This window comes from Caldalkalibacillus mannanilyticus JCM 10596, assembly GCF_000615945.1.
In the GTDB taxonomy this organism is placed as follows: domain Bacteria; phylum Bacillota; class Bacilli; order Caldalkalibacillales; family JCM-10596; genus Bacillus_AT; species Bacillus_AT mannanilyticus.
Map to the genome: position 1 here is coordinate 103,383 of NZ_BAMO01000006.1, position 13,421 is coordinate 116,803.

Annotated in this window: 16 protein-coding genes, 1 tRNA gene and 1 pseudogene; 3 read left to right on the plus strand and 15 right to left on the minus strand. The window is 41.0% G+C overall.

Annotation, left to right across the window (positions count from 1 at the left end; translation table 11 throughout):
• Window positions 1-44 precede the first annotated feature (44 nt).
• Window positions 45-959, plus strand: coding sequence for a hypothetical protein (locus JCM10596_RS05345; protein WP_025026231.1), 915 nt, complete (start codon window positions 45-47; stop codon window positions 957-959).
• A 7-nt stretch (window positions 960-966) separates the two neighbouring features.
• Here JCM10596_RS05345 and JCM10596_RS05350 read toward each other — a convergent pair whose 3' ends face one another.
• From JCM10596_RS05350 to JCM10596_RS05405, 13 genes and pseudogenes are all read right to left on the minus strand, one after another.
• Window positions 967-1,224, minus strand: a complete 258-nt coding sequence (locus JCM10596_RS05350; protein ID WP_234410410.1) for a YqzE family protein — start codon at window positions 1,222-1,224, stop codon at window positions 967-969.
• A 21-nt stretch (window positions 1,225-1,245) separates the two neighbouring features.
• Window positions 1,246-1,371: a hypothetical protein gene (locus JCM10596_RS31210; protein WP_369345602.1), complete on the minus strand. Its 126-nt coding sequence runs from the start codon at window positions 1,369-1,371 to the stop codon at window positions 1,246-1,248.
• Between the two features lie 39 nt (window positions 1,372-1,410).
• Window positions 1,411-1,934: pseudogene (locus tag JCM10596_RS24055) on the minus strand (SDR family NAD(P)-dependent oxidoreductase); the annotation flags it as partial.
• A gap of 6 nt (window positions 1,935-1,940) precedes the next feature.
• Window positions 1,941-2,678 (minus strand): sirohydrochlorin chelatase, encoded by a 738-nt coding sequence (locus tag JCM10596_RS05360; protein ID WP_025026233.1) that lies wholly within the window; start codon window positions 2,676-2,678, stop codon window positions 1,941-1,943.
• A gap of 73 nt (window positions 2,679-2,751) precedes the next feature.
• Complete coding sequence (gene cobA, locus JCM10596_RS05365) at window positions 2,752-3,549, minus strand: uroporphyrinogen-III C-methyltransferase (RefSeq protein ID WP_025026234.1); 798 nt, start codon at window positions 3,547-3,549, stop codon at window positions 2,752-2,754.
• 69 nt (window positions 3,550-3,618) lie between these two features.
• Window positions 3,619-4,665, minus strand: a complete 1,047-nt coding sequence (locus JCM10596_RS05370; protein ID WP_025026235.1) for an anthranilate phosphoribosyltransferase — start codon at window positions 4,663-4,665, stop codon at window positions 3,619-3,621.
• Window positions 4,649-4,861 carry a DUF3906 family protein gene (locus tag JCM10596_RS05375; protein ID WP_025026236.1) on the minus strand — a complete coding sequence of 71 codons (213 nt, stop codon included), beginning with the start codon at window positions 4,859-4,861 and terminating at the stop codon, window positions 4,649-4,651. Before JCM10596_RS05375 ends, JCM10596_RS05370 begins: the two co-directional genes overlap by 17 nt.
• A gap of 23 nt (window positions 4,862-4,884) precedes the next feature.
• Complete coding sequence (locus tag JCM10596_RS05380; RefSeq protein WP_025026237.1) at window positions 4,885-6,504, minus strand: nitrite/sulfite reductase; 1,620 nt, start codon at window positions 6,502-6,504, stop codon at window positions 4,885-4,887.
• A gap of 79 nt (window positions 6,505-6,583) precedes the next feature.
• On the minus strand, window positions 6,584-7,192 hold the full coding sequence (gene cysC / locus JCM10596_RS05385; protein WP_025026238.1) for an adenylyl-sulfate kinase: 609 nt from the start codon (window positions 7,190-7,192) through the stop codon (window positions 6,584-6,586).
• A gap of 42 nt (window positions 7,193-7,234) precedes the next feature.
• A complete protein-coding gene (sat, locus tag JCM10596_RS05390) occupies window positions 7,235-8,383 on the minus strand; it encodes a sulfate adenylyltransferase (protein WP_025026239.1) in 1,149 nt (382 codons plus the stop codon).
• Between the two features lie 74 nt (window positions 8,384-8,457).
• On the minus strand, window positions 8,458-9,171 hold the full coding sequence (locus tag JCM10596_RS05395) for a phosphoadenylyl-sulfate reductase (RefSeq protein WP_025026240.1): 714 nt from the start codon (window positions 9,169-9,171) through the stop codon (window positions 8,458-8,460).
• 1 nt (window position 9,172) lies between these two features.
• Complete coding sequence (gene cysP, locus JCM10596_RS05400) at window positions 9,173-10,249, minus strand: sulfate permease (RefSeq protein WP_025026241.1); 1,077 nt, start codon at window positions 10,247-10,249, stop codon at window positions 9,173-9,175.
• Window positions 10,250-10,439: 190 nt separating this feature from the next.
• Complete coding sequence (locus JCM10596_RS05405; RefSeq protein ID WP_025026242.1) at window positions 10,440-10,952, minus strand: shikimate kinase; 513 nt, start codon at window positions 10,950-10,952, stop codon at window positions 10,440-10,442.
• A 129-nt stretch (window positions 10,953-11,081) separates the two neighbouring features.
• On the opposite strand from JCM10596_RS05405, the gene JCM10596_RS05410 reads away from it, so the two are divergent.
• Window positions 11,082-11,154: transfer RNA gene (locus tag JCM10596_RS05410), tRNA-Gln, on the plus strand.
• Window positions 11,155-11,246: 92 nt separating this feature from the next.
• Window positions 11,247-11,471: a DUF2626 family protein gene (locus JCM10596_RS05415; protein ID WP_025026243.1), complete on the plus strand. Its 225-nt coding sequence runs from the start codon at window positions 11,247-11,249 to the stop codon at window positions 11,469-11,471.
• Between the two features lie 120 nt (window positions 11,472-11,591).
• Here JCM10596_RS05415 and JCM10596_RS05420 read toward each other — a convergent pair whose 3' ends face one another.
• Window positions 11,592-12,770 (minus strand): class I SAM-dependent methyltransferase, encoded by a 1,179-nt coding sequence (locus JCM10596_RS05420; RefSeq protein ID WP_025026244.1) that lies wholly within the window; start codon window positions 12,768-12,770, stop codon window positions 11,592-11,594.
• A gap of 2 nt (window positions 12,771-12,772) precedes the next feature.
• The gene (locus JCM10596_RS05425; protein WP_025026245.1) at window positions 12,773-13,405 is read right to left on the minus strand and encodes an MBL fold metallo-hydrolase; all 633 of its coding nucleotides are present in this window, start codon (window positions 13,403-13,405) and stop codon (window positions 12,773-12,775) included.
• Window positions 13,406-13,421: the final 16 nt, after the last annotated feature.

Below are 13,421 nucleotides of genomic sequence, written 5' to 3' on the forward strand. Positions count from 1 at the left end.
AGCATAGGAAGTAGGATGATCTGCAAAAAGGAAGGAGTGCCTTCATGCAACAAAATAATGGAAATAAAAAAAAGAGCTACACCAAAAGCATATGGCTTATTCTGCTAAGCACAGGATTGCTGTTGTTCTCCCCTGTTACTGTCATTTCTGAAGAGGCATTGGTCGTCCTCAAGAACAAACAACAGGATCAGTCGACCGTGATGAACTGGGAGGAACAGTTTAAAAAACAAGTAGAGGATTGGATTAAGCAAATAAGCAGTGAGGATGAGAGATTTAGCATATGGCATTCTGCTTCTTGGGAGTCCTATCCTTTTGGACCCGGAAGCAGGCAATGGATCGTTCTCATCACCTATCAGGAACAAGAAGTAGGGTATCTAATGGTAGGAGAAGATCACACGTCAGCTCTTGTTCTTATTGAGTATGGGATGATGGACTCCTCGACACTCAGAAATCTCATTGACCAAGAAAAACTAGAGAGTCATTTTTTTTATCATGGCTTAGTGTGGGCTACTCATGAAGACTCCTTCCTTACTGACCTTATTACAGGCGAACACTATGAGCATGTTCATTTTCCTGATGTCACACCATTTTGGCAAGGAGAGCCTATCCACAAGCTAGCCAACGTTGTCCTGTCAGAACAAATGGTAACAGAGCCTATTGTACACTACCCACCCTCAGCTGATCAGGTGCTTTTTGATTCCACGTTGGACGGAGATGAACATACTACAACACAAAAAGAAGCTCTTATGCAAGAGCTTCACTTGAAACGTGATTCTTTTTTTAGTAGTCAAATCCTGCCTGGGGTGAGAGGGCTTTACTCTATAGATTCTATACATGCTTGGGAACCTATAGATTCCTTCCAACGCACCCTCTATATTGGCTTAAAAGATAGCGGCATCCGTTTTTTTTCGTTGGACTATCTTATTCAGCTAAAAGACGCTACCTTCATTGAAGAGTAGAAATCAACTAAGTAGCTTTCCTTCTGCTTCTGTTCTTTGTCTTTCGCTGAAATAATAACTTGATAGCGATAGGGATCACGCCAAACCAATGGTAAGACCACGAAGAATTTTGCGTCTTCCGTGCCTCTTTTCTTTTTTGTCGCTCATCTTTAGGCGTATCTACATATTGAACGAGTTCACGGGTTAGATATTTAATTAGATCTTGGGAGGACAAGTGAGAACCACTCCTTCGCAACGATATGCTTATTCTCAGCCTGCCCCTCACCCATAAAAAGTATTCAAGCAATTAGGCATTTAATTGTTCGATGTTGACAACCTTCCCAGCAAAGCGACTATCTGTAAGCACCAGTTTTAATAGATGCGGTGCGACTACTGAAGGATGAACACCTGACCCTTGGAGATTTGATTTCATGACTCCTGGCTCAAAGGATTGAGCTACAATTCCATTTGCCGATTCTTCCTCATCAACCGAAGACATAAGAACTTGAAGCGCGGCTTTACTGGCACTATAGCTCCAAAGCCAGCAGCTCCTGTAAAAGCCAAGCTTGATGTTATACTGATGATTTTCCCGCTTTTTTGATCTCTCATGGCAGGAATACATTCTCGTGTCATTAAGAAAGCACTTGTTACATTATTATTTAGATGATAATTCCAAGAATCTAAGGTCGTGTCGGCAATATGATAGCTTTCAAATACAGCTGCATTATTAATCAACACGTCGATTCGACCAAATTTAGCCAGCGTTGCTTGAATAAATTGTTGAACTTCTCCTTCTCGAGACACATCTGCTGTAGCAACGAAAATGCTTTCTGAGTTCCCTAGCTCCTGACCCACGAGATCCATTTTGTCTGCATGTCGACCGCAAATAGCTAGCTTAGCACCTTCCTTGGCAAAAAGGAGCGCCGTTTCCTTTCCTAATCCTGAACCCGCACCTGTAATAACGATAACTTTCCCTTCTAATAATCCCATCATCATTCCTCCTTATTGATTAATACCCTCTGCAATCCATTCCTTTACCAATGGATGAGGTAGAAGTGTTTGACCCTTATAGCGGTATTGAATACCTTCTAATTTATTTGGAATGAGTTGTGTCGTAAAATATCCTTCACTTAGAAATAAAGGTAAGATCACTAATTCACCTATCCTGCTAATTCTTTCCGCCTTTTCCCGTATTGTATCTGGATGTAAAGTGGCATATGTGGTACTGACGAAAGAATACTTCTCCTGAATATGACGACAGATGTTTTCTAACAGCTTTTCCCACACATCTTGAAACCCCTCTATTTCACTTCCATGTGCAATAATCAGCAAATGCTCTTGCTCTGCTTGATTGACTAAAGCTTGAACTCTCTCATCAAGAATTTGTAGGACAAATAGATGATCATCAAGTGGTGGCATCCAAATGATCTCAGCTGCCGAATCAATAGGCTCCAAATCAGTCGGAATTCTCGATTCTTTGATGATCCCTAAGGCATATTGAATTTCTTCTAAGTGCGTACTACCAGAACACATAAATAATGGGATCGCTTTAATTTGACTTACTCTAAGTTCATTTAATTTTCTGACTCCATCAGCAATGCTTTTCCCTTCCACAAGCTCCAAATAGCCGATTTGTACGGGATGCTCTGTCTGAACAGAATGGACCACTTCTTCTATATATTGAATCCATTTTGCATTGCGTGAACCATGTGCAAGAATAAGTATTCCTGTTCTAGACATCCTCTTCTCACCCTATCTACTTCAATTATGATCTTACTGGTATCTTGCTGTTTATCTTTCTGTTATCTTGCTGCTATCTTTCTGTTTTAACTTCTTCTCCTTGATTTAACAGCTCTTTTTCAAACCATTGCAGCTTCTCACGTAGATGAACGACTTCTCCTACGACGATGATTGCCGGTGGCTTAAACTGAGCTTCCTCTACCTTCTCCACGATATTCTCAAGTGTACCCACTAGGGTTTCTTGTCCTGGAAGTGTTCCCCATCTTACCAAAGCAACTGGAGTGTTTGGAGAACGTCCATGAGCCATCAATTGTTCTCTAATATAAGGGAGGTTCTTAACTCCCATATAAAAAACAAGGGTTTCAATTCCTGTGGATATTTTATCCCACTGAATCTCGACTCCTCCTCTTCCATCCGTTCTTTTGTGACCTGTGATAATCGCCACTGTTGAGTTATAATCTCGATGTGTTAATGGAATGCCTGCATACATGGGAGCAGCAATCCCAGATGTAATTCCTGGAATCACTTCAAAAGGAATGTGATGCTGAACACAGCACTCTGCTTCTTCACCAACACGCCCAAATATACTGGGGTCTCCTCCTTTTAAACGAACAACCATTTTTCCTTGCTGCGCTTGATTGACCAATATCTGATTGATATCATCTTGAGGAATAATGTGTCGATCAGGAAGTTTCCCAACGTAGATTAACTCTGCATCTTTTCTAGCGTAGTCCAAAAGCACAGGACTCGCTAATCGATCATATACAATCACGTCTGCTTGTGCTAGAACTTCCGCTCCTTTTACGGTGATTAACTTAGGGTCACCAGGTCCAGCTCCTACAAGATAAACTTTCCCTACTCCATTGGTCATTGTATGCTCTATCCTCTCCTACCCGTTGTATACAGGTTAGTCTTTGTCTCAAACCTTTTTTAAATTTTTTTACATCCTGTCTAGTTTTTTCTTCCATTTGTCTAATTGGCTAGCTCCTGCACCACTCTTTAGCTGTTGATTTGCCCAAGAAATTCCTTCAGCAATGGTTGGCGCTTTACCACATAGATAGAATTTGATCCCAGCATTATACACCACTTGATCACGGTAATAAGCCAGCTTTTCATCCTTTTCTCCAGAGAGGATTTGCTGAATAAGTGTGACCTGTTCTTCAAGAGTAAGAACTTCTTTCTCCAGGTCTTTCCGATGCTTCAGACCATATTCAGCTGGGTCCAAGTCTAGGGAACGAACCTCATCCTGAGTCACGTCATATAAGAAACTGATGCGGTGAATAGGAAGATCCTCTGAACCTTCTGCACCTTGTACGATATAACTTTTATTAAACCCTAATTGGCGAAGAATTTCCACATTTAAATCTAAGACGGTTTTATGGAAAATTCCTACCATAATCGAAGAGGCAGAAGCTAAATTTAACGATTTTTCTGCTGTATTTAAAAAGCTTCGAACGCCAATTTCTTCACGAACCTTGCGCACCTGTACTAATGGTGGACATAGAAGCTCTGTATTGGCAATCCCTATCTTGACTTCTTCTAAACACTCTGCAATCTGCTCTGGAGAAAATGATGTTGAGATCCCTAACGCCTCCATGATTTCATGAAGCGCCACTCCCTTTTTAGGAGGGAGTGACTTGATACTATGCAAATAGACAGGAATCCCACTCTCAGCTAGTAATAAGCTTACAGGGATAGTTGCCGCAAACGTTTTTCGACCATTGTAAGGTCCTGCGAAGTCAATCATGTTTTTCTGTAGCTCAGTCGAAACTGGAATACGCTGAGATGCTTGCTTAAATTCTTCAATAAAGGCTAACACCTCCGCAGGAGATTCACCCTTTAGCCTTTCCGCTACGAGAAACGCGGCAAGCTGCGCCTCTGTAGCTTCTCCTTGTACAACTGCTTGAGCTGCCTGCTGTGCTTCCTGATAGCTTAAATCTCTAGAACCTTTCTTACCCCTAGCTACTTCCTTAATCCATTGCTTCATCTAACACATAACCCCCACCCTTTTCGCTTAGCTTCTTACGCTCAAAGAGAACCATTTCTTTGATCACTGGGAGCTTTAAATAGTGTCTTTCCACCTCAATCTGAGCTAATCGAAAAGCTGTTTCATCATCCTTTGCAGCAATGATCACATCGACCTCTTTTTGTTCTAAAACAACTTGAAAGCGATAAAGATTCATCGGAATCTCCTTTCAGCCTGAGCTTAGGATGCAGCTTGAGCTAGAATGTGATCAAGTTCAGCCTGAAGAGAAGGAAGTCCCACACGACTTACAAAAGCAAAGAAGCTTTCATTTTCTTCTCTCTTTTCTTTATAGAAGCTAATTAACTTTTTAAGAACAAGAGCAATTTCATCCCCTTTTATTCTTCCTTTTAGCTTATCATTAAATTTTGCTCCATGGTTTAAGGTCCCACCAACATAGATTTCAAAAGCTTCTTCCATGCCGTTTGGTCCTTTCATCAGCACACCCTGAAGTCCAATATCAGCAATTTGTCGCTGACCACAGGAATTTGGACAGCCGACCATATGAATACGGATAGGCGTATCTAGTGAGATATTTTCATCTAGGTATTCAGCTACTCTTCTCATGCGCTCTTTTGTTTCCACTAGAGCTAAATTACAATATTCAATTCCTGTACATGATACGGAGTAGGCAATAAAGTTTTGCGGATTTATCGTAATACGCTCAAAGATATCATGCCCTAATAGTTCTTCCACTTTTTCATTTGGAACATTCGGAATGACGATATTTTGTGAGTTACATGTACGCAGTTCTCCATTTCCGAATTCTTTGGAGATACGCGCCAGCTCAAACAACTCATCAGCACTCATTCGCCCTACAGGAACGTTAAAACCAACATAGCTAAGCCCTTTTTGTTTTTGTTCGTGTGCCCCATAGAAGTAACCGGCATTCCATTCAACAAATTGATCAGTTCCTCTAGAAGGTAATGTTCCCATTAGTTCTTCCAGTTTTTCTTTGAATTTTTCTACTCCCCATTCAGCAACAAGGTATTTGATACGTGCTCTATGTCTCTTATCACGGAAACCATGATCACGATAAATCGTTGTGATGGCAATCGCTGCTTCCTTCACTCGTTCAGGAGTAATAAATACGTCTAACTCTTGTCCTAAGAATGGCTTGGCAGAAAGTCCGCCTCCTACTTTCACATGAAAACCAATCACTTCTTGGCCGTCGATTTCTTTCGTTGCTGGAACAAACGCTAAACAGTTGATTTCAGCATGGGCTGCATTGTAGATATTAGACGAGATAGACATTTTATATTTTCTAGGAAGGTTAGAGAAATCTGAGTTACGTTGGAAAAACTGATAGACATCATTAACAATGTCTGTTGTATCCATCAGCTCATGAGGATCGATTCCTGCCAAAGGGTTCCCCATAATCGTTCTAGGAATATCACCACAGGCACCAACAGAAGAAAGCCCTACTGCCTCTAATCGTTTAAAAATATCTGGAATTTGCTCAATCGTTAACCAATGATACTGAATCGCCTGGCGAGTCGTAATATCGACTATATCTCTTCCATAGTCCTTAGCGATGCCTGCCAAAGTATTCGCCTGTTCGTAACTGATAAGACCTGAAGGAATATTCACACGCATCATGAAATATCCATCTTCTTTTGGTTTTTGCAAATACATTCCTGCCCATTTAAAGAGGTTCCACTCTTCTTTCGGAATGGCATGGAAGCCTTCTTTTGCATATTTATCAATTTCATTTAATATTTCTAAACCATCTTTTTGAAGCTTTAAAACCTCTGTTTCATTTAGCTTGGATGGATCATCTGCCCACGTTTTGTTATATCCCATAATTTCCCCTCCCGTAATTTACCTACTTTTCTACTTCCCTTTTATTCCTCTTCGTTCTAGCTTCTTATATTTACTACATTTATTGAATAATTTTTCGTTCTTTTAAATATTGAACCACCTTATCCACGGACTCGTCAACCGATAATTGATCAGATTCGATGGTAATCTCTGGATTTTCGGGTTCCTCATACGGAGAGCTGATTCCTGTGAACTCAGGAATCTCTCCATTTCTCGCCTTTTTATATAAGCCCTTAGGATCTCTTGATTCGCAGGTTTCTAAAGAACATCTGACATAGACTTCGATAAATTCATCTGCTTGAACCAAATCCCTTGCTACTTGACGATCCTCAACAAAAGGAGAGATAAAAGCTGTTAAAGTAATGACTCCAGCATCAATAAATAGCTTAGAAACCTCACCGATTCGACGAATGTTCTCTTTTCTTGCCTCGTTGCTAAATCCTAAGTCTTTGTTTAAACCATGTCGAACATTATCTCCATCTAAGACATACGTTCTGATCCCCAGCTCATATAATCTCTTTTCTACTGCATTAGCCAAGGTAGACTTTCCTGAACCAGATAAGCCAGTGAACCAGAGAACACAGCTTTTATGCTGGTTCAACTGATGTCGATCCTCCTTCACCACGGTTGCATTGTGCCAAACGATATTTTTTGCTACTGCTTCAGCCATTTGCCTTTCCTCCATTTCTCCTAATCCCTAAATCCATGTAGCTTACGATTGAATTGATGGAACCTTCATTCCCCTAATCAGGACCTCTACGACCTCTGGACGACTAAATTCAGGTGGTGGTAGCTCCCCATTGCTTAACATCGCCCTAACCTTCGTCCCTGAGAGAATGAGATGATCCTCTTTGTCATGCGGGCAGGTTTTAGTTGAAGCCATGTTTCCGCACTTTTTGCAATAAAAGCTATGTTCAAAGAATAGAGGCATAATACCTAGTTCTTCTGCGGTAAAGTGGTTAAAAATTAATTGAGCATCATATGTTCCATAATAGTCACCGACACCAGCATGATCACGTCCAACAATAAAATGAGTGCAGCCATAGTTCTTTCTTACCATGGCATGAAAAATCGCTTCACGAGGACCTGCATATCTCATCGCTGCCGGAAAAACAGCAAGGAATACACGATCCAATGGATAATAATTTTTCAAAAGCACTTGATAGCTTTCCATACGAACATCGGCAGGAATATCATCTGATTTTGTTTCTCCCACAAGAGGGTTTAAGAATAAGCCGTCCACAATTTCTAGGGCTGATTTCTGAATATATTCGTGAGCTCGATGTACTGGATTACGAGTTTGAAAGCCTACGACTGTCTTCCATCCTCTTTTGACAAATTCTGCTCTTGTTTCAGTAGGGTTCAGATAGAATTCTTTAAAGTTATTTTTCTCTGGTTGTTTCACCAAGGTAATAGGTCCACCAACATACACATTTGGTCTCTCCAATAACTTTTTCACCCCAGGATGAGCAAGGTCTGTTGTACGATAGACGTTTTCAGCCTCTACATATTTATCTGGTTGGTAGATTTCTTGGACTTCGATAACACCGTATACTTCTCCAGCAAAAACAAGCTTGACCTGTTCTCCTACTGTAAGCTCAGCAGCCTTTTCTTCTGTCACAGGAAGAGTAATAGGAATGCTCCAGATATGTCCGCTAGCTAGGCGCATCTTCTCAACAACGCCCGCATAATCAGCTTCCCCCATAAATCCTGTCAGGGGACTAAAGGCTCCATTAGCAATTAACTCTAAATCAGACAAGGCAAAATTATCTAACTCTATCTCCTTAGCCATTCCATCTACGGAATAGTCCAGTTGAATACGGTGAATCAATTCTCCTCCATGTGGTTGACTTAAACTCATGTCTAGTTCCTCCTAATGTTTTCACATTTCTATTTTTGTTTGTTTACGCTCGTGCTTCATTCCAATTTCCTTATTTACGTGTGCAGTCCACACTCTGTTTTCTTCGTATTAGCCCAGCGTCCCGCTCTTTCATCTCCACCCTCTTCGACTGGTAAGGTGCAATGTTCACAGCCAATACTGGGATACCCTTTGTCATGAAGTTCATTATAGGGCAGTTCAAAGGCTTTAATATAATTCCAAACATCCTCCCACGTCCAATGAATCAAGGGACATAGCTTGATCGATTTAAACTTTCGATCTTGATTTACAAATTGAGTGTTGGCTCTAGTGGGCGATTGCTCTCTGCGCAAGCCTGAAAGCCAAGCCGTTGCCCCTGATAAAGCTTCATGTAATGGTTGAATTTTTCGAATCTGACAGCATAGATCAGGTTGACTGTTCCAGAGCTCAGCTCCGTGGAGGCTTGCTTGCTCCTCTAATGTCATATGCGGTTGCTTCAGCTCAATTTGTAATTGTGGATACCGAGCCTTGACTCGATCAATTAATTCATAAGTTTCTTTAAAATGAACATTCGTATCGAGAAAAACAATCTTAGCGTCCTTCTTCACCTTGCTGATCAGATCAATTAAGACCATCCCCTCAGCACCGAAACTACAGGCATAAACCAACTCATCTCCAAAGGTTTTGTAGCCCCATTTAATCACATCGAGCGTATCTGATGCACTCAATTCTTGGTTAATGCGCACATACTCTTGTTCATGTAGAGTATCGAACGATATAGCATTTGACATTTTATATTCCTCCCCCTTGGTCATGTATCGCACTTTTCTCTCGACTAATGGTCTTATAGAGGCTGAACATTCCGACCGTAGCAATAAAGACACTTAAAACAGCGACTAAAGTATATGGGTTGGGATCTACTATTGCCTTCACTAAACTGAAGGATACAACGAGGGAAGCAACAGGAGATACAATCCAGACCTTGATAATCTGCTTAATGACATCCTTTTGCCAGATACGAAAGCCGTTTTTGGCTGTACCAATCCCTAAAATAGCTGATGTGGTCGCTTGAGTCAGAGGAACTGGAATCCCAAATATAGAAGCAATAATAACTAATGTAGCACCAGTCGCTGACACCGCACTCCCCTGTAATAACGTTAATTTAGTAATTTTCTTCCCATTGGTTTCGAGGACTTTCCCTCCTAGAAAAATAGCACCTAAAGCAACAAAAACTCCTCCAACTACAATTCCTGTAGTCACATCCATTAGCCCTGCCCCCACTAAAGGACCTACCGCATTCGCGACATTATTCATTCCTGCGGAGAAAGCCTCCAGGAAACCGGTGAAAATAAGCAAGGCTCCAAGCCATATTCCCCATTTCCCTTTTCCCTTCAACTGTGGCCAGCGTTTTTCTGCCGAAAGAATCAGTTTTCCTAACAGCAAAGCCATTAAAAAAGCAACAATGGGTACAATAATCCAAAAAGAAACGATATAAAATAGCTTCGAAAGGTATAAGCTTTGAAAAGCAATCCCGACTCCTACTACCGATCCAATCGTTACCTCACTCGTTGATAAAGGAATACCCATGAGATTGGCAATAAACAAAGTGAATGTAGCCGAAAATAAAATGATAATCACGACTTCAACACCGAGCAGATTAGTAGGAATAATGCCACTTCCTACTGTTTTTACAACTTCTCCTCCACCGATCGCCGCTCCTAGAAAAACCCCTAAGGCTGCGACGAGTAAGGCCCTTCTCTTCTTAATTGCTCCTCCGCCATAAGCTGCACCCATAGTGGCTGCCGCTCCACTAGCTCCTATATTCATGGCGAAAAATAAGGCAATACCAATCGCAACATAAATGAGCATTTCTTACACCGTCCTTTCCGTTTCTTCATAGGGAGCTTAACAAGTCACTGAAGCAGCCATCTTTAAATCCTTACTAAACCACTATGATTTATATATATATTACCTGTTTTTATATATATTAATAGAGGTTTCCCTATCCGTCAACGGAAATTTTCGATTTTTTATGAACTATTTTAGAAAGGGCGAAAGCCTATAGGTCTAGATCTTGTGCAATCTCTTCTACGATCTGCTGGGGCGTTTTCCCTAAGGCGTGAATGATCTTGTCCGCCTCGGCATAAATCTTCTCCCTTCGAGTAAAACGCGCCCTCATCTCCTCCAATTCATTCTTGTTCCATAGAGGTCTGCTCTCATCGCTTTCCAGCCGACGCACAATCTCTTCGAAAGGCAGATAAATATAGTAGGAATTACCCAACTCCTTTAGTATTTTTCGATTCTCTGCTCGTTCCGGCATTCCACCTCCAGTGGTTAGAATGGTAGAATCCGCTGAATCCCGTGTTTTCTTTTCTTTCAGATTCGTAATAAACCGAGTTTCAAGCTGACGAAAATACGCTTCTCCATGATGGCGAAACAACTCAGGAATAGAGCATCCTTCCTGTAGCACAATTTGCTCGTCCGAATCAATCCACTTCCAGCCATGCAGTTTGGCAAATTCCTGCCCAATTGTGCTTTTCCCTGCTCCCATAAATCCCCACAAACTGATCATTTCTCTTCACTCTCTTTCCTTCATCCTTCACTACTGACTACTATCTTAGCACAATCAATCCTTTAGTAGGATAAAAGATCAATTTGAATGTATATCTTCTTACTCTTCGGTCATAATAATAGATGTTGCTGGGTTGTAGCCAAGCGGTAAGGCAACGGACTTTGACTCCGTGATCCCTGGTTCGAATCCAGCTGCCCAGCCATCCATTTCTCTTTACAGTTGAATCATTCTCACTTATAATAAAAAATGATGAACAGAGAGCAATTGGAGTAGTGATAAAGGAGGGATTTGGGGATGGCTCGCATGTATCGAGTTTTCGCTTTTTGGACAGGATTGTTTGCACTTTTAGCTTATATTGGACATATGCCAAGTATGTCATTATTGTTCTTTGCCCAAACTGCGGTATTTTTAGCCTTAAGTTATTTGAACTTATCCGAAAAAGGTTACATCTACATTTTTGCTGGATATTTAGTACTCTTTTTTGTTGGATTTACATACTATACAACATTTATTATGTAAGTATAGGCTGGTGGCGGAAGCCAGTAGCTCAACAATAAAATCCCTGCCCAAAGCGGCAGGGATTTTCTATTGCTTGATTCAAGTCAATACGTATAGGCAGAAGATGAGATTATGACCATGCTATCGACTTTTTTTCGCCAGATAATTGTTCATATTAAAGGATTGCAAAAAAGGATACGACTGCTTTAGAAATCTTCCTTTTCCCAAAGTAAGCACTTGGAAGGCTCGACTGATTCCATCTGGAGCAATCAAAGAATGAATGGCACGGTTTTTCTTAATAACAGGATGATGAAATGGATCTCCTCCAGAATGTTCTTCAATAAACTGAAGAATCCCTGCATTAAGCAAAAATTCGTCCTGTCGAGCTAGCCCTAGCTTCGTCCATCCAAGCTGCTCTGCCTTGGAGCAGAGAGCATCAAAATGGATGTGATAAGTGATATCTTTTTCACCTGGCTGATCAAGCAGATTCTCGTCCCATTTATGATCACGATAGCACCGTAAGCTCCCCTTGCGATGAAGAGGACTCATTAATTCCTGGTGAGAATATCCGTAATCAATAGTCAACCAAATTCCTTCTTCCATCCAATTGGCGACTTCACTGACCCATTCCTGAGCTGCTAAAGGAACTTCTAGACGTTGTCCGTCCGATAAGACAAGCTGTTCTTTTTCTACATACGCTTGAACTTCTGGGTTCGTTAAAGGATGAAGAATTTCGGAGAGCTTGTATTCCTTTTCATTCCACGCAACTCCAACCTCAAATAAAAGTCCGTTTTTCTTCTCAATAAGATGAACAGGAAAAGCGTCAACTAATTCATTGGAGAAAAAAATTCCTTTATATTTGGGATATGTGAACTCTTGTCCCAGCTCCCCAGTATGTTCAAGATCCTCAAGCCATATTACTTTATCCCTATGGGCGCTTAAGAGATCAAGCTGCTTTTGGCGATGGTACAAACTTTTTTCGATGATGAGGTATGTACTTCCTTGATAGATCTCTGGATACTTCCTTTGTAAGGCATCCAAAAATTGCTTAGAAAAAAGTCCGGTTCCAGCCCCCATCTCACAAAAGGTGAACGGCTCATTTATTTGCTTAAAAATAGTGACAGCCACATCAACAAATACTTCAGCAAACACCGAGTGAATGTAGCTTGTTGTATAGAAATCTCCCTGTTTTCCTATTTTTTCTCTTTCATTCATATAATAGCCCAGCTGCGGATGATATAAGCAATCGGTCATATATTCATAAAAGGAAATAGATTGGGTAGGCGAATGCGTAATCTTTTCTCGCAAATATTCCAACATGTCTATCTACCTGAGATAAATGGATTAAACGCTAACTCTTGTTGAATGGTTGTCGCGGGTCCATGACCAGGATAGACTTTAATTTCTTCAGGTAAAACCATGATTCGATCACGAAGGCTTGTCATTAAAGTATCATAATCTCCACCTGGTAAATCCGTTCTGCCAATCGAGTTCTGGAACAACGTATCTCCAGCAATTAAGATCCCTGGTTCACTGAGATAAAAGGAAACACTTCCTGGAGAATGTCCAGGTGTATGAATCACTTCAATTTGAAATCCTGCGATCACCAGAAGATCCCCATCGCGAAGTGCCTTGTCCCTTGGCTGACAAGAAATCGGTCCTGTAATCATCTCCCATCTTAATGATCCATTTTGTGCAGGATCAGTAAGCCACTCTGCTTCAAGATCATGGATATAGACAGGAGCTTTAGTCACTTGCCTAACCTTTTCTAAGCCTCCAATGTGGTCAAAATGAGCGTGTGTTAACAGAATCGCTTTGACCTGTAAGTCGGCTATGTGTTCAAGCATTGGTTCTGGGTTCATTCCAGGATCAAAAATAATCGCCTCTCCCTTATCGTTGGAAAGAACATATCCATTCGTTTGTATGGGACCTAAGGGTTGCATCCATAAGTTCATTTACTATTACCACCTT

Coding starts and splice junctions, on each gene's coding strand:
- JCM10596_RS05345 (WP_025026231.1), top strand. CDS start 45: ATGCAACAAAATAATGGAAATAAAAAAAAGAGCTACACCAAAAGCATA.
- JCM10596_RS31210 (WP_369345602.1), bottom strand. CDS start 1,371: ATGAAATCAAATCTCCAAGGGTCAGGTGTTCATCCTTCAGTAGTCGCA.
- JCM10596_RS05360 (WP_025026233.1), bottom strand. CDS start 2,678: ATGTCTAGAACAGGAATACTTATTCTTGCACATGGTTCACGCAATGCA.
- cobA (WP_025026234.1), bottom strand. CDS start 3,549: ATGACCAATGGAGTAGGGAAAGTTTATCTTGTAGGAGCTGGACCTGGT.
- JCM10596_RS05370 (WP_025026235.1), bottom strand. CDS start 4,665: ATGAAGCAATGGATTAAGGAAGTAGCTAGGGGTAAGAAAGGTTCTAGA.
- JCM10596_RS05375 (WP_025026236.1), bottom strand. CDS start 4,861: ATGAATCTTTATCGCTTTCAAGTTGTTTTAGAACAAAAAGAGGTCGAT.
- JCM10596_RS05380 (WP_025026237.1), bottom strand. CDS start 6,504: ATGGGATATAACAAAACGTGGGCAGATGATCCATCCAAGCTAAATGAA.
- cysC (WP_025026238.1), bottom strand. CDS start 7,192: ATGGCTGAAGCAGTAGCAAAAAATATCGTTTGGCACAATGCAACCGTG.
- sat (WP_025026239.1), bottom strand. CDS start 8,383: ATGAGTTTAAGTCAACCACATGGAGGAGAATTGATTCACCGTATTCAA.
- JCM10596_RS05395 (WP_025026240.1), bottom strand. CDS start 9,171: ATGTCAAATGCTATATCGTTCGATACTCTACATGAACAAGAGTATGTG.
- cysP (WP_025026241.1), bottom strand. CDS start 10,249: ATGCTCATTTATGTTGCGATTGGTATTGCCTTATTTTTCGCCATGAAT.
- JCM10596_RS05405 (WP_025026242.1), bottom strand. CDS start 10,952: ATGATCAGTTTGTGGGGATTTATGGGAGCAGGGAAAAGCACAATTGGG.
- JCM10596_RS05415 (WP_025026243.1), top strand. CDS start 11,247: ATGGCTCGCATGTATCGAGTTTTCGCTTTTTGGACAGGATTGTTTGCA.
- JCM10596_RS05420 (WP_025026244.1), bottom strand. CDS start 12,770: ATGTTGGAATATTTGCGAGAAAAGATTACGCATTCGCCTACCCAATCT.
- JCM10596_RS05425 (WP_025026245.1), bottom strand. CDS start 13,405: ATGAACTTATGGATGCAACCCTTAGGTCCCATACAAACGAATGGATAT.